Annotated in this window: 23 protein-coding genes and 1 pseudogene; 19 read left to right on the top strand and 5 right to left on the bottom strand. The window is 69.0% G+C overall.

The genetic code is table 11. From position 1 onward, the window contains the following. Positions 1 to 34: 34 nt before the first annotated feature. From RT97_RS13200 to RT97_RS13190, 3 genes and pseudogenes are all read right to left on the bottom strand, one after another. Positions 35 to 2,305, bottom strand: coding sequence for a xanthine dehydrogenase family protein molybdopterin-binding subunit (locus tag RT97_RS13200; protein ID WP_042579223.1), 2,271 nt, complete (start codon positions 2,303 to 2,305; stop codon positions 35 to 37). Next, positions 2,302 to 2,778: a (2Fe-2S)-binding protein gene (locus RT97_RS13195; RefSeq protein WP_042579222.1), complete on the bottom strand. Its 477-nt coding sequence runs from the start codon at positions 2,776 to 2,778 to the stop codon at positions 2,302 to 2,304. Before RT97_RS13195 ends, RT97_RS13200 begins: the two co-directional genes overlap by 4 nt. After that, positions 2,775 to 4,093 (bottom strand): annotated as a pseudogene (locus RT97_RS13190) (c-type cytochrome). Before RT97_RS13190 ends, RT97_RS13195 begins: the two are co-directional and overlap by 4 nt. A gap of 215 nt (positions 4,094 to 4,308) precedes the next feature. On the opposite strand from RT97_RS13190, the gene RT97_RS13185 reads away from it, so the two are divergent. The 9 genes from RT97_RS13185 to RT97_RS13145 all read left to right on the top strand — a co-directional run bounded on the left by RT97_RS13185 (position 4,309) and on the right by RT97_RS13145 (position 12,803). Then, a complete protein-coding gene (locus RT97_RS13185) occupies positions 4,309 to 5,202 on the top strand; it encodes a LysR substrate-binding domain-containing protein (RefSeq protein WP_042579221.1) in 894 nt (297 codons plus the stop codon). A 125-nt stretch (positions 5,203 to 5,327) separates the two neighbouring features. Next, positions 5,328 to 6,536: a CaiB/BaiF CoA transferase family protein gene (locus RT97_RS13180; protein ID WP_042579220.1), complete on the top strand. Its 1,209-nt coding sequence runs from the start codon at positions 5,328 to 5,330 to the stop codon at positions 6,534 to 6,536. After that, positions 6,533 to 7,516, top strand: coding sequence for a hydroxymethylglutaryl-CoA lyase (locus tag RT97_RS13175; protein WP_042579219.1), 984 nt, complete (start codon positions 6,533 to 6,535; stop codon positions 7,514 to 7,516). The genes RT97_RS13180 and RT97_RS13175 overlap by 4 nt, the downstream gene beginning before the upstream one ends. Positions 7,517 to 7,559: 43 nt before the next feature. Continuing rightward, the gene (locus tag RT97_RS13170) at positions 7,560 to 8,552 is read left to right on the top strand and encodes a Bug family tripartite tricarboxylate transporter substrate binding protein (protein ID WP_042579218.1); all 993 of its coding nucleotides are present in this window, start codon (positions 7,560 to 7,562) and stop codon (positions 8,550 to 8,552) included. A gap of 48 nt (positions 8,553 to 8,600) precedes the next feature. Continuing rightward, a complete protein-coding gene (locus RT97_RS13165) occupies positions 8,601 to 9,494 on the top strand; it encodes a LysR family transcriptional regulator (protein ID WP_042579217.1) in 894 nt (297 codons plus the stop codon). Positions 9,495 to 9,612: 118 nt separating this feature from the next. Next, positions 9,613 to 10,617: a tripartite tricarboxylate transporter substrate binding protein gene (locus RT97_RS13160; RefSeq protein ID WP_253278226.1), complete on the top strand. Its 1,005-nt coding sequence runs from the start codon at positions 9,613 to 9,615 to the stop codon at positions 10,615 to 10,617. Between the two features lie 39 nt (positions 10,618 to 10,656). Beyond that, positions 10,657 to 11,457: an SDR family NAD(P)-dependent oxidoreductase gene (locus RT97_RS13155; RefSeq protein WP_042579216.1), complete on the top strand. Its 801-nt coding sequence runs from the start codon at positions 10,657 to 10,659 to the stop codon at positions 11,455 to 11,457. Between the two features lie 5 nt (positions 11,458 to 11,462). Further along, positions 11,463 to 12,245, top strand: a complete 783-nt coding sequence (locus RT97_RS13150) for an SDR family NAD(P)-dependent oxidoreductase (RefSeq protein WP_042579215.1) — start codon at positions 11,463 to 11,465, stop codon at positions 12,243 to 12,245. A gap of 42 nt (positions 12,246 to 12,287) precedes the next feature. Beyond that, positions 12,288 to 12,803, top strand: a complete 516-nt coding sequence (locus RT97_RS13145) for a carboxymuconolactone decarboxylase family protein (RefSeq protein ID WP_042579214.1) — start codon at positions 12,288 to 12,290, stop codon at positions 12,801 to 12,803. 3 nt (positions 12,804 to 12,806) lie between these two features. Here the strand turns inward: RT97_RS13145 and RT97_RS13140 are convergent, their stop codons facing one another. Then, on the bottom strand, positions 12,807 to 13,706 hold the full coding sequence (locus tag RT97_RS13140) for a LysR family transcriptional regulator (protein ID WP_042579213.1): 900 nt from the start codon (positions 13,704 to 13,706) through the stop codon (positions 12,807 to 12,809). Positions 13,707 to 13,798: 92 nt separating this feature from the next. Here RT97_RS13140 and RT97_RS13135 point away from each other — a divergent pair, with 92 nt between their 5' ends. From RT97_RS13135 to RT97_RS13120, 4 genes are read left to right on the top strand one after another with little or no spacing between them, the layout of a single operon-like run. After that, entirely contained in the window at positions 13,799 to 14,662 is an 864-nt protein-coding gene (locus RT97_RS13135; protein WP_042579212.1) for an amidohydrolase family protein, read from the top strand. After that, complete coding sequence (locus tag RT97_RS13130; protein ID WP_042579211.1) at positions 14,659 to 15,492, top strand: SDR family NAD(P)-dependent oxidoreductase; 834 nt, start codon at positions 14,659 to 14,661, stop codon at positions 15,490 to 15,492. The genes RT97_RS13135 and RT97_RS13130 overlap by 4 nt, the downstream gene beginning before the upstream one ends. Before the next feature lie 40 nt (positions 15,493 to 15,532). Beyond that, complete coding sequence (locus tag RT97_RS13125; RefSeq protein ID WP_042579210.1) at positions 15,533 to 16,516, top strand: Bug family tripartite tricarboxylate transporter substrate binding protein; 984 nt, start codon at positions 15,533 to 15,535, stop codon at positions 16,514 to 16,516. A 5-nt stretch (positions 16,517 to 16,521) separates the two neighbouring features. Further along, positions 16,522 to 17,160, top strand: coding sequence for a hypothetical protein (locus RT97_RS13120; protein ID WP_155403804.1), 639 nt, complete (start codon positions 16,522 to 16,524; stop codon positions 17,158 to 17,160). Between the two features lie 48 nt (positions 17,161 to 17,208). On the opposite strand, the gene RT97_RS13115 is transcribed toward RT97_RS13120, so the two are convergent. Further along, positions 17,209 to 18,999: a carboxylesterase/lipase family protein gene (locus RT97_RS13115; RefSeq protein WP_042579209.1), complete on the bottom strand. Its 1,791-nt coding sequence runs from the start codon at positions 18,997 to 18,999 to the stop codon at positions 17,209 to 17,211. 286 nt (positions 19,000 to 19,285) lie between these two features. Between RT97_RS13115 and RT97_RS13110 the strand changes: the two genes are divergently transcribed. The 6 genes from RT97_RS13110 (at position 19,286) to RT97_RS13085 (ending at position 26,380) form a co-directional block, all read left to right on the top strand. After that, on the top strand, positions 19,286 to 21,097 hold the full coding sequence (locus RT97_RS13110) for an FAD-dependent oxidoreductase (protein ID WP_042579208.1): 1,812 nt from the start codon (positions 19,286 to 19,288) through the stop codon (positions 21,095 to 21,097). 61 nt (positions 21,098 to 21,158) lie between these two features. Further along, positions 21,159 to 23,093: a 2-oxoacid:acceptor oxidoreductase subunit alpha gene (locus RT97_RS13105; protein WP_253278225.1), complete on the top strand. Its 1,935-nt coding sequence runs from the start codon at positions 21,159 to 21,161 to the stop codon at positions 23,091 to 23,093. Continuing rightward, positions 23,090 to 24,145 (top strand): 2-oxoacid:ferredoxin oxidoreductase subunit beta, encoded by a 1,056-nt coding sequence (locus RT97_RS13100; RefSeq protein ID WP_042579207.1) that lies wholly within the window; start codon positions 23,090 to 23,092, stop codon positions 24,143 to 24,145. Before RT97_RS13105 ends, RT97_RS13100 begins: the two co-directional genes overlap by 4 nt. A gap of 45 nt (positions 24,146 to 24,190) precedes the next feature. Next, a complete protein-coding gene (locus RT97_RS13095; RefSeq protein WP_042579206.1) occupies positions 24,191 to 24,628 on the top strand; it encodes a CBS domain-containing protein in 438 nt (145 codons plus the stop codon). A gap of 46 nt (positions 24,629 to 24,674) precedes the next feature. Next, positions 24,675 to 25,280: a TetR/AcrR family transcriptional regulator gene (locus tag RT97_RS13090; RefSeq protein WP_042579403.1), complete on the top strand. Its 606-nt coding sequence runs from the start codon at positions 24,675 to 24,677 to the stop codon at positions 25,278 to 25,280. Between the two features lie 98 nt (positions 25,281 to 25,378). Next, entirely contained in the window at positions 25,379 to 26,380 is a 1,002-nt protein-coding gene (locus RT97_RS13085; RefSeq protein WP_042579205.1) for an NADP-dependent oxidoreductase, read from the top strand. The last annotated feature ends 10 nt before the right edge of the window (positions 26,381 to 26,390 follow it).

Genomic DNA, 26,390 nt, shown 5'->3' with positions numbered 1-26,390 from the left:
GCGCGATGCTAAGTGATGCCCGTGACCGTGCCCCTCAGCCTGTGCGGTACTCCTTGAGCCGGCCTTCGGCCGCCAGCGGCAGCGTGCGCAGGCGCCGTCCGGTGGCATCGGCGATCGCGTTGGCCATCGCTGCCGGCGCCGGCCCTTGCGAGGCTTCGCCGGTCCCGAGAAAAGGCGCGCCGGGGCGGTCGATGAGGTGCACCTCCACCTTTCGCGGCACTTCGGAGAACCGCATGATCGGGTAGCCGCTCCAGTCGTGGCTGCGGATGCGCTGGGTGTCGTACTGCACCTCTTCGAACAGCGCCCAGCTCGTCGATTGCAGGATGCCGCCCTCGACCTGGTTGCGCACGCCGTCGGGGTTGACCACCTGCCCGCAGTCGATGGCCGCCACCGCGCGCTCGATGCGCACCTCGCCGGTCTCCGGCACGATCGAGATCTCGACCGCGAGCGCGAGATAGCTCATGAGGTTCTTGTACTGCGCGAACGAGAAGCCCACGCCGCGGTGGGGCACGCGCTTTCGCTTCGCATCCCAGCCGAAGCGCTGCGCGGCCAGGTTGACCACGTCGCGCGCGCGCGGATCGTCCAGGTGCTTCAACCGGAACGCGACTGGGTCGGCGCCCGCGGCCGCGGCCAGCTCGTCCATGAAGCTCTCGATGGTGAAGACGTTCATGAACGCGCCCAGGCCTCGCATCGCCGAGACGCGCACCGGCATGTCGGGCAGGAAGTGGTGCTGCACCTCGTAGTTCGCAAAGTTGTACAGCGGCAGGCTGTTGCGGTCGCCGCCGCCCTCGGGCATCGGGATCGGCTTGGGCGGCGCGGGCACGAAGGGCTTGGCCAGGTACTGCGCGGAAATGAAGCGCCCGGCGTTGTCCAGGCGCTGGTTGTGCGAGTTGCTCCAGATCTCGTACTGCCAATCGACCACGCGCCCGTCGGCATCGAGCGAGGCCTTCACGTCGGTGACCATCGCGGGGCCGAAGGGCTCCCAGGTGAACTCGTCCTCGCGCATCCACTGCACGCGCACCGGCTTGCCGGGCAGGGCGCGCGCGATGAGCGCGGCCTCGGCGCCCGCATCGTCGGCGGCGTTGTGGCCGTAGCAGCCCGAGCCTTCGACGTGGATGCAGCGGATGTCCTCGGGCTTCATCGACAGCAGCTCGGCCAGCGCCGCGCGCATCGGGAACACGCCCTGCGAATGGGTCCAGACGCTGAGCCTTGCACCTTGCGCATCGAACTGCGCCACCGCGCACGAAGGTCCGATCGAGGCGTGCGCGAGGTAGGGCTTGGTGAAGCGGGCGTGCAGCGTCTTCGCGGCGGGCGCCGCGGCGCCGTGCCGGTCGCCGACATGGATCTCGCGGGCCGGCAGCTTCATCAACGTGTCGGCGATGGTGGCGGGCGTGGGCAGCGGCGCGGCCTGCGGCTGCCAGCGCGCGGCGCCGGTCAATGCGCGCATCGCCTGGATGGCCTGCCACTCGTCCTCCGCAACCACTGCGACGAAGCTGCCGTCGCGCACCACCTTCAGCACGCCCGGCATCTTCTCGACGGCTGCGCTGTCGAGCGCCGTGAGCGTGGCGCCATACGACGGCGGGCGCACGATGCGCGCATGCACCATGCCCGGCAGGCGCATGTCCTGCACGTAGCTCGCGCCGCCCGTGACCTTGCCCGGAATGTCCACGCGGCGCAGCGACTGGCCGATGACGCGGTGCTTCGCAGGCTCGACAAGTTCGGAGCGCGGCTCTGCACGGCGGTGCAGGTCGAGGCCGCTGACCGCATCGCCGTAGCTCAGCGAGCGCCCATCGGCTGCCGAGATCTTGCCGTCGCGTGCCGTGAGCTGATCGGCCGCCACGCCGAGCTTCGCGGCGGCCGTGCCCAGCAGCAAGGTGCGCACCTGCGCAGCCGCATGCAGGATGGCCGTGCCGCTGTCGGCCGTCGAATGGCTGCCGGCGGTGTAGCCCTCGTTGGGCGTGGCGCCGGTGTCCGCGGTGACGAGGTGGATGGCCGGCGGCAGCACGCCCAGTTGCTCGGCGGCGATCTGGATGAATGCGGTGCGGATGCCCGTGCCGAGCTCGGCCTTGCCGGTGAACACGGTGATCGCGCCTTTCTCGTCGATGCGAATCCACGCATCGAGCATCGGCGTGCTGCCGAGGTCGCCCGGCAACCTGGCCGCGCCGCCGTCGACCGCGACCGGGGCCGCGGCTTCGGTGGCCTGCTGCGCCAATGCGGAGGCGGAGGGCCAGAGCGCGAAGCTCACCGTCAGCGAGCCGGCCGTGAGGAAGTGGCGGCGCGAAGGATCGCGAAGCTGCGCGCTCATACGGCCGCTCCCTTGCCCGCCATCGTCTGCGAGGCCTGCACGATCGCGGCGACGATGCGCATGTGCGTGCCGCATCGGCAGAGGTTGGGCTGCATGTGGCGGCGGATTTCTTCTTCGTTCGCACCGGGCCGCTCGTCGAGCAGCGCCTGCGCGCGCATCACCATGCCGGCGATGCAGTAGCCGCACTGCGCGGCCTGCTGGTCCATGAAGGCCTTCTGGATCGGCGCCGGCTTCTCGGCACTGCCCAGGCCCTCGATGGTGCGCACCGCGCGCTTGCCCACGGCCGACACCGGCACGAGGCACGAGAACACCGGGCGCTTGTCGACGATGACGGTGCAGGCGCCGCACTGGCCGAGGCCGCAGCCGTACTTCGCGCCATTGAGCTTCAGGTGGTTACGCAGCGCGTAGAGCAGCGGCATCGAGGGGTCGATGTCCAGTGCGTGGTCGGTGCCGTTGACGGTCAGGGTGATCATTTCGGCGATGCCTCGTTGCGGATGTGGGCGACTTCCTTCTCCAGGTCGGGCCAGGCGGGCCGTGGCGTGGAACTGGCGCGCACGTAGGCCAGGACTTCGGCGATCTGCGCATCGGTCAATGCATCGGCAAAAGGCGGCATGAAATGCGCCGGCGTGGAGCCGTTCCACGGATTGCCGCCGAGCACCGTGCGGATCGCGTTGCGCGCGCTGTCTGCGTTGATGGCGGTGCTCAGGGCCAGAGAGGGCCGCTCGCCGATCGTGCCCATCGGGGCGGTGGCGGCGTGGCAGCCGGCGCAGGCGCCGGCGAACAGGACCGCGCCGCTGTCGATGCGTTGGCCCGCAGCTGCGACAGCCGGTGGGGGTGTGGGCGTGGGTGCAGTTGCAGTCGGTGCGGACGGCGGCGGCGCCTTGGTGTCGAGCGAGAGGATGTACGTCGCGATCGCGCGCACGTCGGCTTCGGGCACGTCGGCCATGTGCTGCGTTACCGGGCGCATCGGGCCGGAGGCGGCGCCGTGCTCGCCCGAGAGGCCGGTGCGCAGGTAGGCCACGAGCTGCTCGCGCGTCCACGGCTTCGGCGATTTCGATGCCAGCGCGTTCAGCGGCGGTGCCTCCCAGCCATCGATCAGGTTGCCCGCGAAGGCCTGGCCGCTCTTCTCGGCGCCGAGCATGTTCATTGGCGTGTGGCAGGCCGCGCAGTGCCCCGCGCCCTCGACGAGGTACTGCCCGCGCAGCCATTCGGCCGACTGCGGCGTGGCCGGTGCATCGGGCGTGGACAGCGGCCCCTTCTGCAGGAACAGCAAATTCCATCCCGCTACCAGCGGCCTGAAGCCGAGCGGAAACACGAGATCGTTCTCCGGCGGCCTGGATTCGGCGGGCGTGCGCGCCATCAGGTAGGCGTAGAGCGCGCCGACGTCTTCCTCTGTCATCCGCGCGTGAAGTGCGCGTAGGGAAAGGCCGGGTACAAGAGGTGCCCGTCGCGCGAGACGCCCGAGCGCATCGCGCGCTCGAAGGCCGCGAGCGACCAGCTGCCGATGCCGGTGGCCGTGTCGGGCGTGATGTTGGTGCTGTAGATGGTGCCGAAGGGCGTCTTCAGCGGCAGGCCGCCGGCGTAGGGCTTGCCGTGGGCACTCGTGTGGCAGACCATGCAGTCGCCCTGCGCCGCGATGCGCGCGCCTTGTGCGAGCTGCGCCTGGTTGACGGCCGGGACGGGGCGCTCGGGCAGGGCGTCGATGGACGGTTGCCATGCATACGCCCCCGCGCCTGCGGCCGCTGCCGCGATGACGGCCAGCGTCGCCATCCATAACCTGGTTTTCATGCGTGGTCTCGTTGCGCCTCGCGGCGTTGGGGCGCGATCTTACGGATCGCCCTCCGGTGCGTTTTCGCCTGCTGCAATAACCAGGCACGGTGCTCAGTCGCTCATTCGGGCCTAAGAAAGGCAAGTGCAAAAAGGGAAACCGTCGAGCGCGCGACCACGTTCCGGCGCGCACAATGGCCCCGTTTTCATTTCGATTCCAAGCGCCGCACGCAGCCGTGAACCTGCACCGCCTCGACCTCGTCTCGCTCTCGCTCTTCAACCTCGTGGTGCGCACCGGCAGCATCAGCAAGGGCGCCGAGCTTGCGCACCTGGCGGTGGGCGCGGCGAGCAAGCGCATCTCCGACCTGGAGGGCGCGGTCGGCACCGAACTCTTCGAGCGCCATTCGCGCGGCGTCACGCTCACCGTCGCGGGCGACGCACTGCACCGGCACGCGCAGCGCATCCTGAACGACGTCGACCAGCTCGCGGCCGACCTGTCCGACTACGCCTCGGGCGTGGTGGGCGTGGTGCGCCTGTGGGTCAACACCTCGGCCGTGACGCAGTTCCTGCCGCGCGAGCTCGCGAGCTTCGTGGCCGCCAACCCGGGCATCCGCATCGAGCTGGAAGAGCAGAACAGCAGCGAGATCGTGCTGGCCGTGCTCGAAGGCCGCGCCGACGTCGGCATCTTCGCGGACCGCACGCCCACGCTGGGCCTGGACATCGTCAACTACCGCGAAGACCGCCTGGTGCTGGTGGTGCCGCGCGTCCATCCGCTCGCGCGCCGCAAGAGCGTGCATTTCGAAGAGGCCTGCGACTTCGACTTCGTCACCCTCTCGGGCGCCACCTCGCTCGCGCAGCGGCTGCACGCCGCGAGCGAGACGCTGGGGCGGCGCCTGAAGCTGCGCATCCAGGTGCGCAGCTTCGATGCGATGTGCCAGATGGTCGCCGCGGGCATGGGCGTGGCGGTGCTGCCGCGCGAGGCGATCCAGCCGCACCTGCGCTCGATGAACCTGCGCGAGATCACGCTCGAGGACGACTGGACGCATCGGCGCCTGGTGATCGGCCTGCGCGATGCGGGTGCGGTGCCGCGCCACGTGCGCACCCTCATCGACCACCTCTGCGCGGGTTAACCCCTTCGGGCTTTCGCGATCCGCGAAAGCTGGGTGCGTGCCTTTGTCGTTCCCTCCAAGGGGCCGGCTGACCAGAATCCGGGCATCGGGTGCAGCACATCGCTTGCACTCCACGGAGACAACACATGGCTTCCACTCTACCCACCCCCAGCGCCTTGCAAGGCGTGCGCGTCATCGAGATGGGCCAGCTCATCGCAGGCCCCTTCGCAGGCAAGACGCTCGGCGAATTCGGCGCCGACGTCGTCAAGATCGAACCGCCCGGCAGCGGCGACCCGCTGCGCAACTGGCGGCTGATCCAGGAGGGCACCTCGGTCTGGTGGCAGGTGCAGTCGCGCAACAAGCGCTCGATCGCGCTCGACCTGCGCAGCACCGAAGGCCAGGACATCGCGCGCAAGCTCATCGCCGAGGCCGACGTGCTGATCGAGAACTTCCGCCCCGGCACGCTCGAGGGCTGGGGCATGGGCTACGACGTGCTCTCTGCGCTGAACCCCGGCCTCGTGATGCTGCGCATCTCGGGCTACGGGCAGACCGGCCCGTACCGCGACCTGCCGGGCTTCGGCGCCATCGGCGAGGCGATGGGCGGGCTGCGCCACCTCACCGGCGAGCCGGGCCAGGTGCCGGTGCGCTGCGGCATCTCCATCGGCGACACGCTGGCCGCGCTGCACGGCACCATCGGCGTGCTCACGGCGCTCTATCACCGCAAGGTGAATGGCGGCAAGGGGCAGGTGATCGACGTCGCGCTCAACGAGGCGGTGTTCAACGTCATGGAAAGCCTGGTGCCGGAGTACAGCGCGTTCGGCGCGGTGCGCGAACCCGCCGGGAGCGCGCTGCCCGGCATCGCGCCGTCGAACGCCTACCGCTGCAGCGACGGCTTCGTGCTGATCGCGGGCAACGGCGACAGCATCTTCAAGCGGCTGATGCAGACCATCGGGCGCGACGACCTCGGTGCCGACGCGGCGCTCGCCGACAACGCGGGCCGCGTGGCCCGCGTGGAAGAACTCGACCGCGCCATCGAGGCCTGGACGCTTGTGCGACCGGTGACCGAGGTGCTCGACGTGCTCGGCGCGGCGCGCGTGCCGGCCGGTAAGGTCTACACCGCCAGGGACATCTGCGAAGACCCGCACTACCGCGCGCGCGACATGCTGCTGCAACAGCGCACGCGCGACGGCCACGACATCGAGGTGCCCGGCGTGGTGCCCAAGCTCATGGGCACGCCGGGCACGGTGCGCTCCTCGGCGCCGGGCCTGGGCGACGACACGGATTCGGTCCTGGACGAACTCGGCTTTACCGCCGACGACATTGCCGCTTTGCGCGGCAGAAAGGTGGTTGCATGAACAACACGGTATGGAATGGCGCCTCGCAGCGCATCAGGATGTTCGAGGTCGGCACGCGCGACGGGCTGCAGGCCGAGGCGGCGTTCGTGCCGACGGAGGACAAGATCGCGCTGGTCAATGCGCTCTCGCGCGCCGGCATGGCGAAGATCGAAGTCACGGCCTTCGTTTCGCCGAAGGCGATTCCCGCGCTGTCCGATGCCGAGATCGTGCTGCGCGAGATCGAGCGCGTGCCCGGCGTGGCCTACAGCGCGCTGGTGCCCAACGTGCGCGGCGCCGAGCGCGCCATCGATGCGCGGGCCGACGAAATGAACCTCGTGATGTCGGCCAGCGAAAGCCACAACCTCGCCAACCTGCGCATGACGCGCGAGCAATCGCTGCGCGGCCTGTCCGAAGTGGCGTCGCTCGCACGGCAGGCCGGCGTGGCGGTGAACGTGTCGCTCTCGTGCAGCTTCGGCTGCCCGATCGAAGGCGACCTCGCCGAGAGCGACGTGTTCGCATGGTGCGGGCGCTTCGTCGACGAAGTCGGCGCGACCGGCATCACGCTGTGCGACACCACGGGCATGGCCTACCCGGGGCAGGTCGCGCGCATGGTGTGCGAATTCATCGCACGCTGGCCCGGCACCGACCTGACCCTGCACTTCCACAACACGCGCGGCATGGGCCTGGCGAACGTGCTCGCGTCCATCGATGCGGGGGCGCGCTGCTTCGACGCCTCGATCGGCGGCATCGGCGGCTGCCCCTATGCGCCGGGCGCCTCGGGCAACGTGTGCAGCGAGGACATCGCGCACGCGCTGGAGCTCATGGGCTACGACACCGGCATCGACACGCCGGCGCTGATGGCCGCCGCGCGGCGCCTGCCGGCGCTCATCGGCCACGACACGCCCAGCCAGATCGCGAAGGCCGGCCGCCGGCTCGACCTGCATCCGGTGCCGGCCGACTTCGAAGCCACGCGCGCGCGGGCGCTTGCGCGCGATCACTGATTCGCATCGATTCGACTTCAACAGAAAACCAGGAGACAACGACATGAGACAGCATCCGAATCCCTCGTCGCCGGCACGCCGCAGCCTCTGCGCGCTGACCGCATTCGCCGCCTTGATCGGCACCGGCGCCTTCGCGCAGACCTATCCCACGCGCCCCGTCACGATGGTGGTGGGAGCCGCGGCGGGCGGCACGACCGACATCGCGGGGCGCATGCTGGCCGATCCGCTCGGCAAGGCGCTGGGCCAGTCGGTCATTGTGGACAACAAGTCGGGCGCCAGCGGCGTGATCGCGGCCGTGCAGGTCAAGCGCGCCGAGCCCGACGGCCAGACGCTCCTGATGCAGTACTCGGGCTACCACGTCATTTCCCCGCACGTGGTCAAGCAGAAGCAGTGGGCGCCCGAAGACCTGCGCGCGGTGGCCAACGTGCTGAGCGCGCCGCAGGTGGTGGTGGTGCGCGCGGACGTGCCGGTCAAGAACATGTCCGAGCTGATCGCCTACGCCAAGGCGCACCCGGGCAAGCTCACCTTCGCATCGTCGGGCCCCGGCTCGCTGCAGCACGTGACGGGCGCCATGCTCGAGCAGCAGGCCGGCATCAGCATCACGCACATTCCCTACAAAGGCACGGGCCCGGCGCTGCAGGACCTGCTCGGCGGCCAGGTCGACATGACCTTCGGCACGCCGCCGCCCTTCATGCCGTTCATCCAGTCGGGCAAGCTGCGCGCCATCGCCGTGACCGGCAAGACGCGCGTGGCTTCGCTGCCGGGCGTGCCGACGGCCGCGGAGGTGGGCCTGCCGAACCTCGACGCGACCTCGTGGTTCGCGGTGTTTGCGCCGGCCAAGACGCCGCAGCCCGTGATCGACCGGCTCAATGCCGAGATCTCGAAGATCGTGGCGACACCGGCCTTCCAGCAGAAGGCGGCCGAGCTGGGGGCGACGGCCGACTACATGAATGCCAGGCAACTCGCCGACTTCAGCAAGGCCGAGTTCGTGCGCTGGGGCAAGGTGGTGGAGGCCGCGAAGATCGAGGCGGAGTGAATCGAAGCCATCGGGCGCCGTAGCCGCCCGATGGCAGAAAATCGGGCGATGGACATCGCCTCACTCGAAATCCTCGTGGCTGCCATCGAGGAGAAAAGCCTCTCGCGTGCGGCCGACAGGGTGCATGTCGTCACCTCCGCCGCGAGCAAGCGCATCACCGAGCTGGAGCGCCAGCTGGGCACGCGCCTCCTGCGCCGCCATGGCCGGGGCGTGGAGGCCACGCCCGCGGGCGCGATGCTCTACCAGCAGGCCAAGGCGATCCTGCGCACGCTCGCGCAGGTGCAGACATCGCTCGGCGCGTACTCGGCCAGCGGCGTGCCCAAGATCCGGCTGGTCGCCAATTCGTCGGCGGTGCAGCAGTTCCTGCCTTCGGAGATCAGCAGCTTCTCGCGCAAGGCGCCGGGCTCGCGGGTCGATCTGATGGAAGCCTTCAGCTACGACGTGCCGCGCATCGTGGCCGACGGCGAGGCGGACATCGGCGTCTATCACGCGGCGCATCCGGCGGCCGGCGTGGTGTCGATGCCCTACCGCACCGACCGCGTCGGGCTCGTCGTGCCGGTCGGCCATCCGCTTTCCCGGCGGGAAACGCTGCGGCTCGAAGACGCGCTCGACTACGACTTCCTCGGCTACTTCCCGCGCCACAGCGTGGAGGAGTTCATGCAGCTGATCGCGCCCGCGCTGACGCGTCCGCTGCGGGTGCGCGCGCAGGTGTCCAACCCCGAGGCCCGCTGCGAGCTCGTGCGCGAGGGCCTGGGGCTGGCGATCGTGCCGGTGGGGATCGCGCGCAACTACGAGGCGCGCATGGGCCTGGTCGTGCTGCCGCTGGAAGACGACTGGGCGCACCGGCAGCTGTGGGTGTGCGTGGGCGACCGGGCGGCGCTGTCGCCGGCGGCGCAGGAATTCCTTGCGCACCTGGTGTCCGGCGAGGGCCGGGGCACCTAGGCGCCGGAAAAGGAGCTTTGCCGAATCGTCAAAGCAGGGCGCGCCTGCGTTCCTAGACTTCCTGTTCGCCGCGATGCCTTTTCACGAGGGCGTTGCCAGACAGAACAAGGAGACGATCTTGAAATTTCCCAGCCTGCAGCGCCGCGCCGTGCTGCGCATGGCCACGGCCGGCACGGCCCTCGCCGGCGCCCCGGCCCTCTTCATCGGCACCACGGCACGCGCCGCCGATGCCTTTCCGTCGCGACCGTTGCGCGTGGTAATTCCCTTCACCGCCGGCGGCGGTACCGACGTGGTCGGCCGCGTGCTCGGCCAGGCGCTCGCGGTCGAACTGGGGCAGCCGGTCGTCATCGACAACCGGGCCGGCGCCGGCACCGTGATCGGCTCGGACATCGTCTCCAAGGCGCCCGCCGATGGCTACACGCTGCTCCTGACCACCTCGGCGCTCGCGATCAACGCCTCGCTGGTCAAGAGCCTGCCCTACGACACCGAGAAGGGCTTCACCGAAGTGGGCCTCATCTGCCACGGCCCCAACGTGCTGGTCACGCGGCCCAACAGCCCCTACAAGACGATCGCCGACGTCGTCAAGGCGGCCAAGGCCAATCCGGCCAAGCTGAACTACGGGTCCTCCGGCAACGGCTCGGCCGTGCACCTGGCCGGCGAGTTGTTCAAGAACATGGCGCAGGTCGACATCACGCACGTGCCTTACCGCGGCGCGGGCCCGGCCTACACCGACCTGCTCGGCGGGCAGATCGACATGGTGTTCGGCACGGCCGGCGGCGTGGCCAAGTTCGTCGAGAGCGGAAAGATGCGCGCTGTGGCGGTGACCTCGCCGCAGCGCTCGGCCGCCTACAAGAACGTGCCGGCCATCGCGGAGACGATTCCCGGCTACAGCGCGGAGGTCTGGTACGCGATCTTCGCGCCGGGCGGCACGCCGCCGGCCGTCCTCGAGCGCCTGAACGCGGCGCTGCGCAAGGCCGCCGAAGCGCCGGCCTACCGCGAGCGACTCGCGGGCGAGGGCCTGACCGTGGCGGTCAACTCGCCGCAGGAGATGACGAAGTTCATGCGCGCGGAAGAGGCACGCTGGCGCAAGGTCGTCACCGACGGGCACATCACGATCGATTGAGCTCGACAACGAATCACACACAGGAACAACGGAACCGACATGGGCACAGGAAGACTGGAAGGCAAGATCGCCATCATCGTGGGCGCGGGGCAGCAGCCGGGCGACACGGTGGGCAACGGGCGCGCGACCGCCGAGCGCTTCGCACAGGAGGGCGCGACGCTGCTGCTGGTGGACATCAACGAAGAATGGGCCGCAAGCACCCGCGATGCCGTTGCCGCACTCGGCGGCAGCGCCTCGGTGCTGCGCGCGGACATCACGCGCGAGGCCGACTGCGCGGCGATCGCTGCCGCCTGCATCGAGCGGCATGGCCGCATCGACATCCTGCACAACAACGTGGGCCGCTCCAAGGGCGACCGCAAGACGGTCGAGATGGACGCCGACGCTTGGGACAACATCATGGCCATGAACCTCAAGGGCATGTTCATGACCTGCAAGCACGTGCTGCCGCACATGATCGAGCGGCAGTCGGGCTGCATCGTCAACATCTCCTCGACCTCGTCGCTGGCGGCGCGCCCGAGCATCACCTACAAGACCAGCAAGGGCGCGGTCAACACGATGACGCAGCACATCGCGATGGAGAACGCCCGCCACGGCATCCGCGCCAACGTGATCCTGCCGGGGCTGATCGATACGCCCATGGCCATCGAGCGCCGCGCGCAGGAGCGCGGCGTCTCGCGCGACGTGATCCGCGCCGAGCGCGAGGCGCTGGTGCCGATGGGCCGCATGGGCACGGCCTGGGACGTGGCCAACGCGGCGCTGTTCCTCGCCTCCGACGAGGCACGCTACATCACGGGCGTGATCCTGCCGGTCGACGGCGGGCTGCTCGAAAAGCGGGGCTGAGCGCGGTGGACCTCGGACTTGCCGGGCGCCACGTGCTCGTGACCGGTGCCAGCCGTGGCATCGGCTTCGCGTGCGCGCAGGCCTTTCTGGCCGAAGGCGCGCGGGTGACGATGCTGTCGCGCGACGACGCGGCCTTGCGCACGGCTGCGCAGTCGTTGAATGCAGAAGGCAGCGTCGCCTGGCATGCCGCCGACCTGCGCGACTCCGCATCGGCGCTTGCCGCGCTCGATGCGATCGAGGCCGCGTCGGGCCCGCTCGACGTGCTGGTCAACTGCGCGGGCGCCGCCAGGCGCAGGCCGCCGGACGAGCTCGATGCCGCGGCGTGGAGCGACGCGATGCAGGCCAAGTTCTTCAGCTACATCCACGTCATGGCGCCGGCCGTGCAGCGCATGGCCGCGCGCGGCGCAGGCAGCGTGGTCAACATCGTCGGCGCGGGCGGCAAGGTCGCCAACCCGACGCACCTGGCGGGCGGTGCCGCCAATGCCGCGCTGCTTCTTGCAAGCGCCGGCATGGCGGCTGCCTATGCGCGGCAGGGCGTGCGCATCAACGCGCTCAATCCGGGCCAGGTGGCCACCGAGCGGCTGCGCCAGAGGCAGGAAGCCGAAGCCCGGCTCGCCGCGCTCGAAGGCCGGCCCGCACCGGCCGCACCAGGCGCCACGCTTCCCATCGGCCGTCCCGCCGAGCCGCGCGAGATTGCCGACATGGTGGTCTTTCTCGCCTCGGACCGCGCGAGCTACGTGACCGGCGCCACCATTGCCATGGACGGTGCAGCGACGCCCATGATCTGAGCGCAGACCTTTTTTCCTTTTCATCTTCGAACCGAAACCATCATGCGAATCTCCCCCGTCGAACCCGGAAGCCGCCCCGAACTCGCCACGCTCGAAGCGGAAATCGCGAAGCAGCGCGGCCGCGTCTCGCCGCTCTACCAGGTGCTGCTCAACAGCCCGCCCATGGCGCATGGCTGGGAGCAACTGCTGACGGCCGTGCGCCGCCACAACAGCCTGCCCGAGGCGGCGCGCGAGCTGGTCATCCTGCGTGTGGCGGTGCTCAACAGGGCACGCTACGAATACGACGCGCATGTGCCCATCGCGCTGCAGGCGGGCGCCTCGCAGGCGGCGGTCGATGCGCTGTCGGACCCGGCGAGCATCGGGGCGGGCCTGTCGGACGACGAGGCGCTGCTCATCGAACTGACCGATGCCATGACGAACGGCATCGAGGTGCCGGCGGCCCTCTACCTGCGGGTCAGCGCGCGCTTCACGCCGCAGCAGGTGGTCGATGCGATGGTCACGGTCGGCGCCTACAACATGGTGTCGCGCTTTCTCGTGGCGCTCGAGATCGGGCACTGAACGTCATTCGGCCTTGGCGCTTCCGTAGTGCTCCAGTGCCAGTTCGCGCAGCACCTGCGCGGCCCAGCGGCTCGGCCGCGTCGCAGGCCGGGCCTTCGGAATGGCGAGAACGATGCGGTTGCGGATGGCCGGCGCATGGATCGCCGCACGGTGCAGCGGCTTGTCGTACGTCCACAGCCGCACCGCGCTCTGCGGCAGCACCGTGTACGAGACGCCGCGCGCCACCAGCGACAGCACGGTCTGCACCGAGTCGACCTCCGCGACGATCGACAGCGGCATGCCGCGCGGCTTGGTTTCGCGTTCGAGCAGCTGGCGCAGCGCGTTCGGACCGCTCGGCATCACCAGCGGCAGCGCCGCGACGTCGGCCAGCTTCATGCGGCGCGGCAGCGGCTCGGGGCCGATCACGATCAGCGGCTCGCGCGCCAGCGTTTCCTCCTGCATCTGGGGCGAGGGCGGCGGATCGAACAGGATCGCAAGATCCAGCTTGCCCGCGACCAGCCACTCGCGCAGGCGAATGCTCAGGCCCTCGACCACGCTGATGACCGCATCGGGAAACTTCGCGCGAAAGCGCTCCACCAGGTCGGCCGCGAGCACGTGCGCCACGCGCGGCGGCAGGCCCACCACGACGCGGCCGTGCGGGCTGGCACGCCGCTCCTGCATGTCCGCGCGCGCCCGGTCGGCCATCTCGAGGATCGCCCGCGCATGCGCGAGCAACGCGAGGCCCGACTCGGTGGCCTCGACCCCGCGGCCCGTGCGCACCAGCAGCGGCTGGCCGGCTTCTTCTTCGAGCAGGAGGATCTGCCGGCTCAGCGCCGGCTGCGACATGTGCAGCGATGCGGCGCCCCGGCTGAAGCTGCCCGCCTCGACGACGGCGACGAAATAGTTGAGGCGCGTGAGGTCCATGGGCGATGCATTTTACGGATAGCTGATATCCGGAAAAAGCAAATTCCAGCCCACAGGCACAGCCACACAATTCCATCGAGAGAGACAACGACATGCCAAGCACCTTGACCTACAACCCGCGGCCCTCGGCGCCGCGTCTGCGGCTGCCGCCCGGCGCCTGCGACGCGCATGTGCACATCTTCGGGCCGGCCGCGCGGTTCCCGCTTTCCGACGCGCTGAACTGGACGCCGGCCGACGCGCCGAAGGAGGCACTCTTCGCCTTGCACGAGCACCTGGGCATCGACCGCTGCGTGATCGTGCAGTCGCTGGTGCACGGCTTCGACAACCGCGTGATCGAGGACGCGATCGCCGCGGGCGGCGGGCGCTACCTGGGCGTGGCGCTGGTGCCGCTTGCCGTTGCCGACGCCGAGCTCGCGCGCCTGGCCGCAGCCGGCTTTCGCGGCGTGCGCTTCAACTTCATGAAACACCTGGGCGCCTCGGCCAGCGTGGACGAGATCGTCGCCTTCACGCGCCGGCTGGCGCCGCTGGGCATGCACCTGCAGGTGCATTTCGAGAGCAGCCTGGTGCACGCGCTGGCCGCGCCGCTCGCGCGCAGCGCGGTGCCGGTGGTCATCGATCACATGGGGCGCGTCGATGCCTCGCTTGGCGCAGGGCATGCCGACTTCGCGGCGCTGCGCGCGCTGCTTCGCAACCCTCTCTTTCGCGTGAAGCTCAGCGGCATCGACCGCATCTCGGCCGGCGCGGACTACGCCAACGGCATCGCGCTCGCGCACCTGCTGGCCCACGAGTTCCCCGAGCGCTGCCTCTGGGGCAGCGACTGGCCGCATCCCAACCATCACCACGTGCCGGACGACGGCGTGCTTGTCGATGCGCTGGCGCAGATCGCGCCGGACGCAGCGCTGCGCGAGCAGATCCTGGTGCGCAATCCCCTCGACTTCTACCGGTTCGACGCATGACGACTACAGCAGCAGATTTCTTTCAACCCACCGTGCGCCGCCTCGGCGGCAAGGTCGTGCTCGTCACCGGCGCGGGCTCGGTCGGGCCCGGCTGGGGCAACGGCCGCGCGATCGCAGTGCGCTTTGCGCAGGAGGGCGCGCAGGTGTTCGGCGTGGACCGCGACGTGGACCGCATGCGCGAGACCGCCGAACTCATCACGCAGGCCGGCGGCGTCTTCGCGAGCGCGGCCTGCGACGTGACGCAGGCCGCATCGATCGAGGCGATGGTCGCGCAGTGCATCGAGCGCTTCGGCCGCATCGACGTGCTGGTCAACAACGTGGGCGGCTCGGCCAAGGGCGGGCCGGTCGAGATGTCCGAAGAGGTGTGGGACGCGCAGGTCGACCACAACCTGAAAAGCGTGTTCCTCACCTGCAAGCACGTGCTGCCGCACATGCTGGCCCAGGGCGGCGGCGCCATCGTCAACCTTGCATCGACCTCGGCCACGCGCTGGACCGGTGCCGCCCAGATCGCCTACGCCTCCACCAAGGCGGCGGTGATGCAGTTCTCCCGCGTGCTCGCGGTGCAGTACGCGGGGCAGGGCATTCGCGTGAACACGGTGGTGCCGGGGCAGCTTCACACGCCGATGGTCGAGACGCGGCTGGCCGGCCAGCGCGCCGGTGGCGACGTCCAGGCGCTGCTCTCGCAACGCCAGGCGCGCATTCCGCTGCCCTTCATGGGCGATGGGCGCGACACCGCCGCGGCGGCGCTCTTTCTGGCGTCCGACGAGGCGCGCTTCGTCACGGGCACCGAGATCGTGGTGGACGGCGGCATGTCCGTGCGCTGCGACTGACCGACCGGCTTTCGCACAAGAACCATCAAGGAGACTCTGGATGAAGAACATGCTCGTTCACAGGCGCCACTGCCTGCATGGCCTGGCCGCCGCCGCGCTCGCGGCCGCTGGCCTTCCATCCGCCCAGGCGCAGGACAGGATCACGCGCATCGTGGTCGCATTCCCGCCGGGCGGTCCGGTCGATTTCGTGGCCCGCGCGATCGCCGAGCAGCTCGGCAAGGAAATCGGACACCAGGTCATCGTCGAGAACAAGGCGGGCGCCAACGGCGGCATCGCGGCGGAGTACGTGTCGCGCTCGGCGCCCGATGCGCAGACGCTGTGGCTCACCAGCGTGGGCGCGGTCGCGATCAATCCGTCGCTGTACGAGAAGCTCATGTACGACCCGGCGAAGGACCTGGCACCCATCTCGCTGGTGGTGCGCAACGTCGAGGTGCTGGTGGTCGGGGCGAACGCGCCGTACAACACCGGCGCCGAGTTCGTGGCCGCCGCGAAGAAGAGCAAGCAGCCTCTGACGCTCGCCTCGTCGGGCACCGGCAGCGTGCCGCACCTGGCGATGGAACTGCTCTCGGACGCCGCGAAGACGCCGCTGCTGCACGTGCCCTACAAGGGCGCTGCACCCGCCATCACCGACGTGCTCGCGGGGCATGTGGACGGCTTCTTCGGCGACATCCCGGGGCTGCTGCCGTTCATCACCAGCCGCAAGCTCAAGCCCATCGGCATTGCGGCCTCGAAGCGGCATCCGCTGCTGCCCGAGGTCAAGACCTTCCTGGAGATGGGCATTCCCGGCGTCGATTCGGACAACTGGTATGCGTTGTTCGCGGCCAAGGGAACGCCGGCCGGCGTGGCCGACGCGATGAACCAGGCGCTGCGCCGCACGCTCGCCAACGAGGGCGTGAAGAGCCGGCTCATGGCCTCGGGCGCCGAGCCCGCGCCCTCCAGCCCCGCCGAACTGAGCGCGCTGCTGGCGCGCGACAGCGCCAAGTGGTCGGCCGTGGTTCGCGCCAAGAAGATCAAGCCCGATTGACGCCGATGCAAGAACACGCCGCACCCCGTTTCGTTCTTTTGCAGATGCGCACCGCGCCGTCTGCGGCCTTGCGCATCGGCGCGGATGCCCGCGCGTTCTGTCGCGGCAACGACGCCGCGCTCGTGCTGCATCGCGCGGCATCCAGCCTCGATGGCTCGCAGGCCTACGTCTACCTGAAGTCGCATGCGATCGAAGCGCCCGATGGCGATGCGATCGCCGCGGCATTCCAGGCGCGATGCGATTGGGCGAGCGAGCTACGTGCATCGCCGCTCGAAGCGATGCGCGATTTCGCGGGCGCCTCCGCCGGCGAGCGCGCGCGCTTTCACTACGTCGTCGAAACCGACCCCGAGGCGGGTTGGCTCGACGAGATCTCGCGCTGGTACGACACCGAGCACATGCCCGGCCTTGCGGCGGTGCCCGGCTGCGTGCGGGCGATGCGCTTCCTCAATCGCGGCGCCGGCCCGCTGTCGCTGGCCTGCTACGACCTGCTGCGCGACGACGTGCTGGGCTCGCCGCCCTGGCTGGCGGTGCGCGCCACCGCGTGGAGCGACATCGCGCGGCCTCACTTCACGAACACGAAGCGGACCATGTTCCGCGTGGTTGCCGAAGCGGACGAAGACGCGCAGCGCGGCATCGCCCCATGAACGCTGCGCCCGCATCGGCCGGACAGGATGCCGGCCGACGCGCGGCGGCTACTGCAACGTGATCGCCTTGGCCGTCAACGAGGCGTCGAAGTTCAGCATCGCCGGGTACTGCGGCCAGTTCACGCCCAGCGCCGCGTTGTTGGGATCGCCGCTGCGGGCGAACGCCGCGAGGCTCTTCATCATCGCGTCCGAGAGCTCCAGCCGGCCCGGCTCGTTCGCCTTCGAGTTCGCGAACTTCGAATAGAGCGACGGCCCGAAGTTGCCGAACACGAACGGCAGGTCGAAGGTGTGGGCGGCACCGAAGATGTCGTTGAACGGCGCAGGCGACTTGTCCCAGTTGAACTGGTACCACCAGAGCGGCACGTTCTGCGACTGCAGCACCGGGAAGATCTGCTTGCGCAGCGCAATGAAGAAGTACTGGTTGTACAGGTCGGTCCTCGCGTTGAAGCCGGTCACCGGCGTCGTGACGGGCAGGTACTGGCCGGGGATCCATTGCTCGAGCGACGTGGTGGGCGCGGCGTTCGGGTCGTAGCTGTAGGCCATCGAGAACACGGTCGGGTCGTCGAGCAGCCGGCCGCTGATGCCGCCGAATGCGGGCGAGGTGGCCAGGTTCTGCGGGAAGAGCTTGGTCTCGTCGCGCGTGTAGCCCGCCAGCACCGGCACCTTCAGGAACTTGCCGGCATTGATCGCCGCGATCGGATCGACCGGGACCACCGTGCCGTCGTTCAGCGGGTTGGAGGCCGAGAGGCCCAGCGGCACCAGCTTCTTGAGCACCGTCTGCAGCAGGGTGTCGGCGCTCTTGGACCGCAGGTAGGCGGCCAGATCGGCGTTGCTCTGGCCGGCGATGTAGGTCGCGGCCGCGGCATCGTCCGCCACGGTGCCGTCGGCGACCAGCAGGGCGCGCAGGAGCGCATTGACCTGGTTCGGCTGCGTCGAGGCCGTAGCGACGCCGCCGCTCAGCGGAACCAGCCGATGGAAGAGGGCCGGCTTGGCATTGGCCACCAGCGGCGAGACCATCAGCGCGTAGATGTTGACGGCGCCGGCCGACTGGCCCATCAGCGTGACGTTGCCGGGGTCGCCGCCGAAGGCCGTGATGTTCGCGTTGACGAACTTCATGCCCTTGATGAGGTCCAGGATCGCGTAGTTGCCGGAATCGTCGTTCGCATCGGCGCCGGTCTTGAGCTGCGGCGAGGCGAGGAAGCCCATGATCCCGAGGCGGTAGTTCACCGTGACGACGACCGCGTTGGCCGCCTTGGCGAGCGCCGCGCCGTCGTACACCGGGTCGCCCGTGTAGCCGGTGATGTTGCTGCCGCCGTAGACGAAGACGATGACGGGCAGCTTGTCGGTCGCCTTGGCTGTCGACGGCGCCCAGATGTTGAGGTAGAGGCAGTCTTCGGCGCCCGTGGTCTTGCCGATGGAGGTGCCGATGGTCGCGTCGTACTGGTTGTTCTGGCCCGGGCCGTAGAGGCGGCCGGTCTGCACGCAGGCGTTGCCGAGCTTCTGCGTCGTCTTGACGGCGGCCCAGGGCTCCGGGTCGACCGGCGCCTTCCAGCGCAGGTCGCCAACCGGCGGCTTGGCGAAGGGCACGCCCTTCCAGCTGTAGGTGCCGGTCGCAGCTGAATCGTCGTTGCCCAGCACGCTGCCGTAGACGGTGGCGCGCTGCAGCGGAGAGGTGACCACCGGAGGCGGTTCGCTGGGTGGCGGGTCGGTCGCAGGCGGCGTCGTGGCCGGGGGGATGGGCGTGAACACGGGGTTGTTGCTTCCCCCGCCGCCGCAGGCGCTCAGCTGCAGCAGGGCAAGGACTGCGCAGGCGGTGCCGGCGCGCAAGTGGCGAATCATGATGGTGAAGTCTCCGTTTGTCTCTGTTGTCGTGGCCGTCAGCGCGGCTGCCGGCCGTCTTTGACCCGACATCCAAGGCAATGGCGGCGGGCGACCACAGTCTGGGCAGACCGGAGCCCGAATCCAATGTGGGGCGCGCACATCGTTCGGGGAGGTTCTATGTGAGCCCGAAGGCCCGGCTGCTGCGGGATTTCACCAAGGTGGTGCAGCCGCCAGTGCGGCGCATACTGCGCCAAACCCACATGACGGCCCCTTCGGGGCCAGGGCGACTGTCAGGAGAAACGCATTGCAGCGAACCGACATTGCCAACCCGGCCTATTTCCACAAGGTCGTCGATTGCCAGTACGCCTGTCCGGCGCACACCCCCGTCCCGGAGTACATCCGCATGATCGCGCAGCGCCGCTACGGCGACGCGTACATGATCAACTGGGCGTCCAACGTTTTCCCGGGCATCCTGGGGCGCACCTGCGACCGGCCGTGCGAGCCGGCCTGCCGGCGCGGGCGGGTGGAAGAAAGCAACGCCCAGGCGCCCGAGCCGGTGGCCATCTGCCGGCTCAAGCGCGTGGCCGCCGACATGAAGGAGGACGTGCGCGAGCGCATGCCCAAGCCCGCGCCGAAGAACGGCAAGCGCGTCGCCTGCGTCGGCGCGGGGCCGGCCTCGCTCACGGTCGCGCGCGACCTGGCGCCGCTGGGCTACGAGGTGACGGTGTTCGACGGCGAGGCCAAGGCCGGCGGTTTCATCCGCACGCAGATCCCGCGCTTTCGACTGCCTGAATCGGTGATCGACGAGGAGACCGGCTACGTGCTGGACCTAAGCGTCGAATTCCGCGGCGGCGAACGCATCGACTCGATGAAGGCGCTGATGGGCCAGGGGTGGGACGCCATCTTCATCGGCTGCGGCGCACCGCGCGGGCGCGACCTCGACGTGCCCGGCCGGAAGGAAGCGGCTGCCAGCATCCACATCGGCATCGACTGGCTCAACTCCGTGTCGTTCGGCCACATCACGAGCATCGGCCAACGCGTGATCGTGCTGGGCGGCGGCAACACGGCCATGGACTGCTGCCGGTCGGCCCGGCGCCTGGGCGGCACCGACGTGAAGGTCATCGTGCGCAGCGGCTTCGACGAAATGAAGGCCTCGCCCTGGGAGAAGGAAGACGCGCAGCACGAGGGCATTCCGATCGTCAACTTCCACGTGCCCAAGGCCTTCGTGCACGACCAAGGCCAGCTGAAGGGAATGACCTTCGAGGTGGTCCGCGCCGAGTACGACGACAAGGGCCGCCGCACGCTGGTGCCCACCGGCGAGCCGGACGCCTTCTTCGAATGCGACGAAGTGCTGGTCGCGGTGGGCCAGGAAAACGCCTTCCCGTGGATCGAGCGCGACAGCGGCATCGAATTCGACAAGTGGGGCCTGCCCACGCTCGACAAGGACACCTTCCAATCGACGGTGCCCCACGTGTTCTTCGGCGGCGATGCGGCCTTCGGCCCCAAGAACATCATCACCGCCGTTGCCCACGGGCATGAGGCGGCCGTGTCGATCGACAAGCTGCTGCGTGCCGAGCCGGTGTACGAGCGCCCCGCGCCGATGACCAACCTGGTGTCGCAGAAGATGGGCATCCACGAGTGGAGCTACGACAACGACACCTCCAACGACCTGCGCTACAAGGTGCCGTGGGCGAAGGCCGAGACGGCGCTCGCGAGCATCCGCGTCGAAGTGGAGCTGGGCTTCGACGCCGCCACCGCATTCAAGGAGGCCGAGCGGTGCCTCAACTGCGACGTGCAGACGGTGTTCAACGAACCCGCCTGCATCGAGTGCGATGCCTGCGTGGACATCTGCCCGATGGACTGCATCAGTTTCACCGCCAACGGCGAAGAGGCCGAACTGCGAACGCGGTTGAAAGCGCCCGCGCTGAACCTGACGCAAGACCTGTACGTGTCCGGCGGCCTCAAGACGGGCCGCGTGATGGTCAAGGACGAAGACGTCTGCCTGCACTGCGGCCTGTGCGCCGAGCGCTGCCCGACGGGCGCGTGGGACATGCAGAAGTTCCTGCTGAAGATGACGCCGGCGGGGCACAGGCAAGAACTGGAGGTAACGGCATGAGCGCCGCGCCGGGCCGCCCCAAGCAAGCTCGCACCGCAGTGCGAAGCACGGAGGTACTCCAATGAGCGCCGTACGGCCGCCCGAAGGCGCGAACGCCTTCCCGGGAGACGACGAAGCACGCGATGCGGCGAGGAGCGTGGCGCCCATCGTTCCGCAGATCGAAGGCATCAACGACTTCGTCATCAAGTTCGCCAACGTCAACGGCTCGGGCTCGGCCTCGGCCAACGAACTCTTCGCCAAGGCCATCCTGCGCATGGGCGTGCCGGTAAGCCCGCGCAACATCTTCCCGAGCAACATCCAGGGCCTGCCGACCTGGTACGAGGTGCGGGTGACCGAGGCTGGCCACCTCGGGCGGCGCGGCGGCACCGACATGATGGTGGCGATGAATCCGCAGACGTGGGATGCCGACGTGGCCGAGCTGGAACCCGGCGGCTACCTCTTCTACGACAGCACGCGGCCGCTGCCGCCCTCGAAGTTTCGCGACGACATCCGCGTCATCGGCATGCCGCTCACCGAGATCTGCAACGCGGTCTATCAGGACCCGCGGCAGCGTCAGCTCTTCAAGAACATCGTCTATGTGGGTGCGCTGGCCATCCTCCTGGGCATCGAGCCCGAGGTGGTCGAGAAGCTCTTTGGCGAGCAGTACAAGGGCAAGGAGAAGCTGCTGGCCTCCAACGTGCAGGCGCTGCACCTGGGCTGCGACTTCGCGCGCGAGAACCTGCGCGAGCCGCTGGGCATCAAGGTGCGGCGTGCCGACCGCGTCGGCAACCGCATCTTCGTGGACGGCAACAGCGCCGCGGCGCTGGGCTGCGTGTACGGCGGCGCAACGGTTGCGGCCTGGTACCCGATCACGCCCTCGTCGTCGGTGGCCGAGGCGTTCCAGAAGTACTGCACCAAGTTCCGCGTGGACCCCGCCACCGGCCAGCACCGCTTCGCCATCGTGCAGGCCGAGGACGAGCTCGCCTCCATCGGCATGGTGGTGGGCGCCGGATGGAACGGCGCGCGCGCCTTCACGCCGACCTCGGGGCCAGGCATCTCGCTGATGACCGAGTTCATCGGCCTCGCGTACTTCGCGGAGATCCCGGTCACGCTCATCAACGTCCAGCGCGGCGGACCCTCGACGGGCATGCCCACGCGCACGCAGCAGGCCGACATCCTCTCGTGCGCCTACGCCTCGCACGGCGACACCAAGCACGTGCTGCTGTTTCCCGAAGACCCGCACGAGTGCTTCGAGCACGCGGCGGCCGCGCTGGACCTGGCCGACCGCCTGCAGACGCCTGTGTTCCTCATGACCGACCTGGACATCGGCATGAACCAGCGCCTGTGCGAGCCTTTCGTGTGGGACGACGCCAAGGCCTACGACCGCGGCAAGGTCATGACCGCCGAAGAGCTCGAGGCGGGCCGCGACTTCGGCCGCTACAAGGACGTGGACGGCGACGGCATCCCCTGGCGCACGCTGCCGGGCACCCACCCGACCAAGGGCAGCTACTTCACCCGCGGTACCACGCGCGATGCGTACGCGCGGTATTCGGAGCGCGGGCCGGACTACATCTACAACGTCGAGCGGCTCCTGAAGAAGTTCGCGACCGCGGCCACGATGGTGCCGCAGCCTGTGCTGCGGCCCGCGGCAGAAAAGACCGACCTGGGCGTGATCTATTTCGGCTCGACCAGCCCCTCGATGCACGAGGCGCTCGAGGCGCTGGAAGAAGAGGGCATCCACCTCGATGCGATGCGGCTGCGCGCGTTTCCGTTTCCCGACAGCGTGGCGCAGTTCCTCGCCGACCACCGGCAGGTGTTCGTGGTCGAGCAGAACCGCGATGCGCAGATGCGCAGCCTGCTGGTCAACGAGCTGGACTTCGACCCCGCCCGACTGGTGCGCGTGCTGCACTTCGACGGCACGCCGATCACGGCGCGCTTCATCGGCCAGGCGATCGTCGCGCATGTGCAGAAGTCGCAGGCCTTGCGCGCGGCCACAGATACGAAGGAGTCCGCATGACCTACCTCGCCAAGCCACGGCTGCACCACCCGACGCTGGCCACCAACAAGGTCGGCTACAAGCGGCGCGACTACGAAGGCAAGATCTCCACGCTGTGCGCCGGCTGCGGCCACGACTCGATTTCCGCCGCGATCATCGAGGCCTGCTGGGAGCTGGACATCGAGCCGCACCGCGTGGCCAAGCTCTCGGGCATCGGCTGCAGCTCGAAAACGCCGGACTACTTCCTCGGTGCCTCGCACGGCTTCAACACCGTGCACGGCCGCATGCCCAGCGTGCTGACCGGCGCCAACCTGGCCAACCGCGACCTGCTGTACCTCGGCGTCTCGGGCGACGGCGATTCGGCGTCCATCGGCCTCGGCCAGTTCGCGCATGCCATGCGGCGCGGCGTGCGCATGGCCTACATCGTGGAGAACAACGGCGTCTACGGTCTCACCAAGGGCCAGTTCTCGGCCACGGCCGACCAGGGCTCCAAGAGCAAGAAGGGCGTGGTCAACACCGACAGCCCGGTGGACCTGGTGGCATTGGCGCTGCAGCTGGGTGCGAGCTACGTGGGGCGCGGCTTCTCGGGCAACAAGGCGCAGCTGGTGCCGCTCATCAAGGGCGCGATCAGCCATGGCGGCTCGGCCTTCATCGACGTCATCAGCCCCTGCGTGGCCTTCAACAACCACCCCGGCAGCACCAAGAGCTACGACTACGTGCGCGAGCACAACGAGGCGGTGAGCCGCATCGACTTCATCAGCGGGCGAGAAGAAATCACTGCCGACATCGGCCCGGGCGAGGTGATGGACGTGCGCCAGCACGACGGCACGCTGCTGCGGCTGCGAAGCCTGCACCCAGACTACAACCCCGGCGACCGCTACGCCGCGATGGCCTACATGCAGCGCCACCACGCAATGGGGGAGGTGGTGACGGGGCTGCTCTACGTCGACCCGCTGGCCACCGACCTGCACACGGCGCTCAACACCTGCGACCGGCCGCTCAACACGCTGGAGACCGACGCGCTGTGCCCCGGTGCCCAGGCGCTCGAAAAGCTGAACGCCTCCTTGCGCTGAGCCGACGCCAGCGGCACCATTGACGACTCTTTTGGAGGGCGCACCATGGCCGAGCGCACCGTTTTCCAATCCGTCTCGCGCAAGCACGTGATCAGCCTGGGCCCCCAGGCCAGCGTGCGCGACGCCGCCTGCGTGATGACGCGCGCCAACTGCGGCAGCGTGCTCGTCATGGAGCTGCCCGACACGCTGCTGGGCATCCTCACCGAGCGCGACCTCATGACCCGCGTGCTCGCCAAGGGGCTCGACCCCGACCGCACGCCGGTGCGCGAGGTCATGACGCCCAACCCGATCTGCGTGCCGCCCGAGACGCTCGTGTCCGACGCCGTGGTGCTGATGCTGGAGCGCGGGTTCCGGCACCTGCCGCTGGTGTCGGGGGCGAAGATCCTGGGGGTGTTCTCGGTGCGCGATGCGCTGCCGCGTGAAATCGGCACGGCGCTCAGCCAGACCGAATTCAACGAGCAGGTGAACGACGCGCTGGGGTGAGAAGCGGCAACGGGCGGCGGCCTTGTACGCGCTGCGCTCATTCGATATGATGCGCGTCATGTCAAATGCGAAAATCAACGCCAGAAGTGCGGCCAAGGAGGCCTCGCACGATCGCATCGTGGCCGTTGCCGCCAAGGCCATTCGCCGCAGCGGTTACGACGGCACCGGCGTCGCCGACATCATGAAAGAGGCGGGCCTGACGCATGGCGCCTTCTACGCGCATTTCGCGTCGCGCGAAGCCATGCTGGCAGAGGCGGCCGTCCGGGCGTGCGCGGAGGCCGCCGATGCGGCGGCAGGTGCCGCAGCCAGCGTTCCCGCCGGGCAAGCCCTCGAGCGCATGCTTCGCGCCTATCTCTCGAAAGAGCACCAGGAACACGCGGACACCGGCTGCCCCTTGGCCGCATTGGGTTCGGAAACCCCGCGGCAGGAACCTGAAGTGCGCAGTGCGACCACCCGGCACATCAAGGCGATGGTCGATCTGGTCGCCCGCCAGTTGCCCGACTGGGGACAGCCCGGTGCCCACGAACAGGCACTCGTGACGATCGCCACGATGGTTGGCGCCTTGACGCTGGCTCGTGCGGTCGACGAGCCCGCGCTGTCCGAGCGCCTGCTCAAGACCGCGCTCGAGCGACTGCTCCCCGCCAAGGCCTGATTTCATCCCCGCAGAATGCCGCCCGTTCGCTCGCTCTTGAATATGATGTGCATCATGCGAAAGTCGATTTTTACTCCGGCCAACCCCAAGGAAGCACCATGAAGGCATTCGTTCTCGATCGATACGGCAAGAAAGGCGCGCTGCGATCGGCTGACATGCCGATGCCCGGCCTGCGCGACGACGAGGTCCTGGTCGAAGTCCACGCCGCGGGTGTGAACCTGCTGGACGCCAAGATCCGAAACGGCGAGTTCAAGCTCATCCTGCCGTACCGCCTGCCGCTCGTGTTGGGTCACGACGTGGCCGGCGTCGTGGTCAAGACCGGGCCGCAGGTGCGGCAGTTCAAGGTCGGCGACGAGGTCTATGCGCGGACCGACGATTTCCGCATCGGCACGTTCGCGCAGTTCGTGCCGGTGAAGGAAGCCTCGCTCGCGTTCAAGCCCGCAAACCTCACGATGGAAGAGGCCGCCTCCATTCCCCTGGTCGGCCTCACCGCATGGCAGGCGCTCGTCGAGAAGGCCGGGCTCGGCAAGGGGCAGCAGGTCTTCATCCAGGCGGGCTCCGGCGGCGTGGGAACCTTTGCGATCCAACTCGCGAGGCACCTGGGCGCCAGCGTCGCCACGACGACGGGAACGTCCAACGTCGAGTTCGTCAAGCGCCTGGGCGCGGACATCGTCGTCGACTATCGCAAGCAGGATTTCGAAGACATCCTGAGCGGCTGCGACGTCGTGCTGAACAGCCAGGACGGCAAGACGCTCGAGAAATCCCTGCGCGTGCTCAAGAGCGGCGGAAAGCTCATCTCCATTTCCGGGCCGCCCGATCCCGAATTCGGCAAGGCCATCGCCGCGCCCGGTTTCGCGCGGCTGGCCATGCGGATGCTGAGCGCCGGCATCCGGCGCCGGGCGCGCGCCCGTGGTGTGGGCTACTCGTTCCTCTTCATGCGGGCCAACGGCAGCCAGCTGCGCGAGATCACCCGGCTCATCGAGGCCGGTGCCATCCGCCCCGTGATCGATCGCGTCTTTCCGTTCGCTTCGACCAACGAGGCCCTGGCCTATGTCGAGGCCGGCCGTGCCAAGGGCAAGGTCGTCATCAAGGTCAAGTGAACCTGTCTTT

Origin of the sequence: Variovorax paradoxus (genome assembly GCF_000834655.1) — a bacterium.
Lineage (GTDB): Bacteria > Pseudomonadota > Gammaproteobacteria > Burkholderiales > Burkholderiaceae_C > Variovorax > Variovorax paradoxus_F.
Note: the sequence above shows the minus strand (reverse complement) of the source record. Positions and strands in the feature narration are given on the sequence as shown.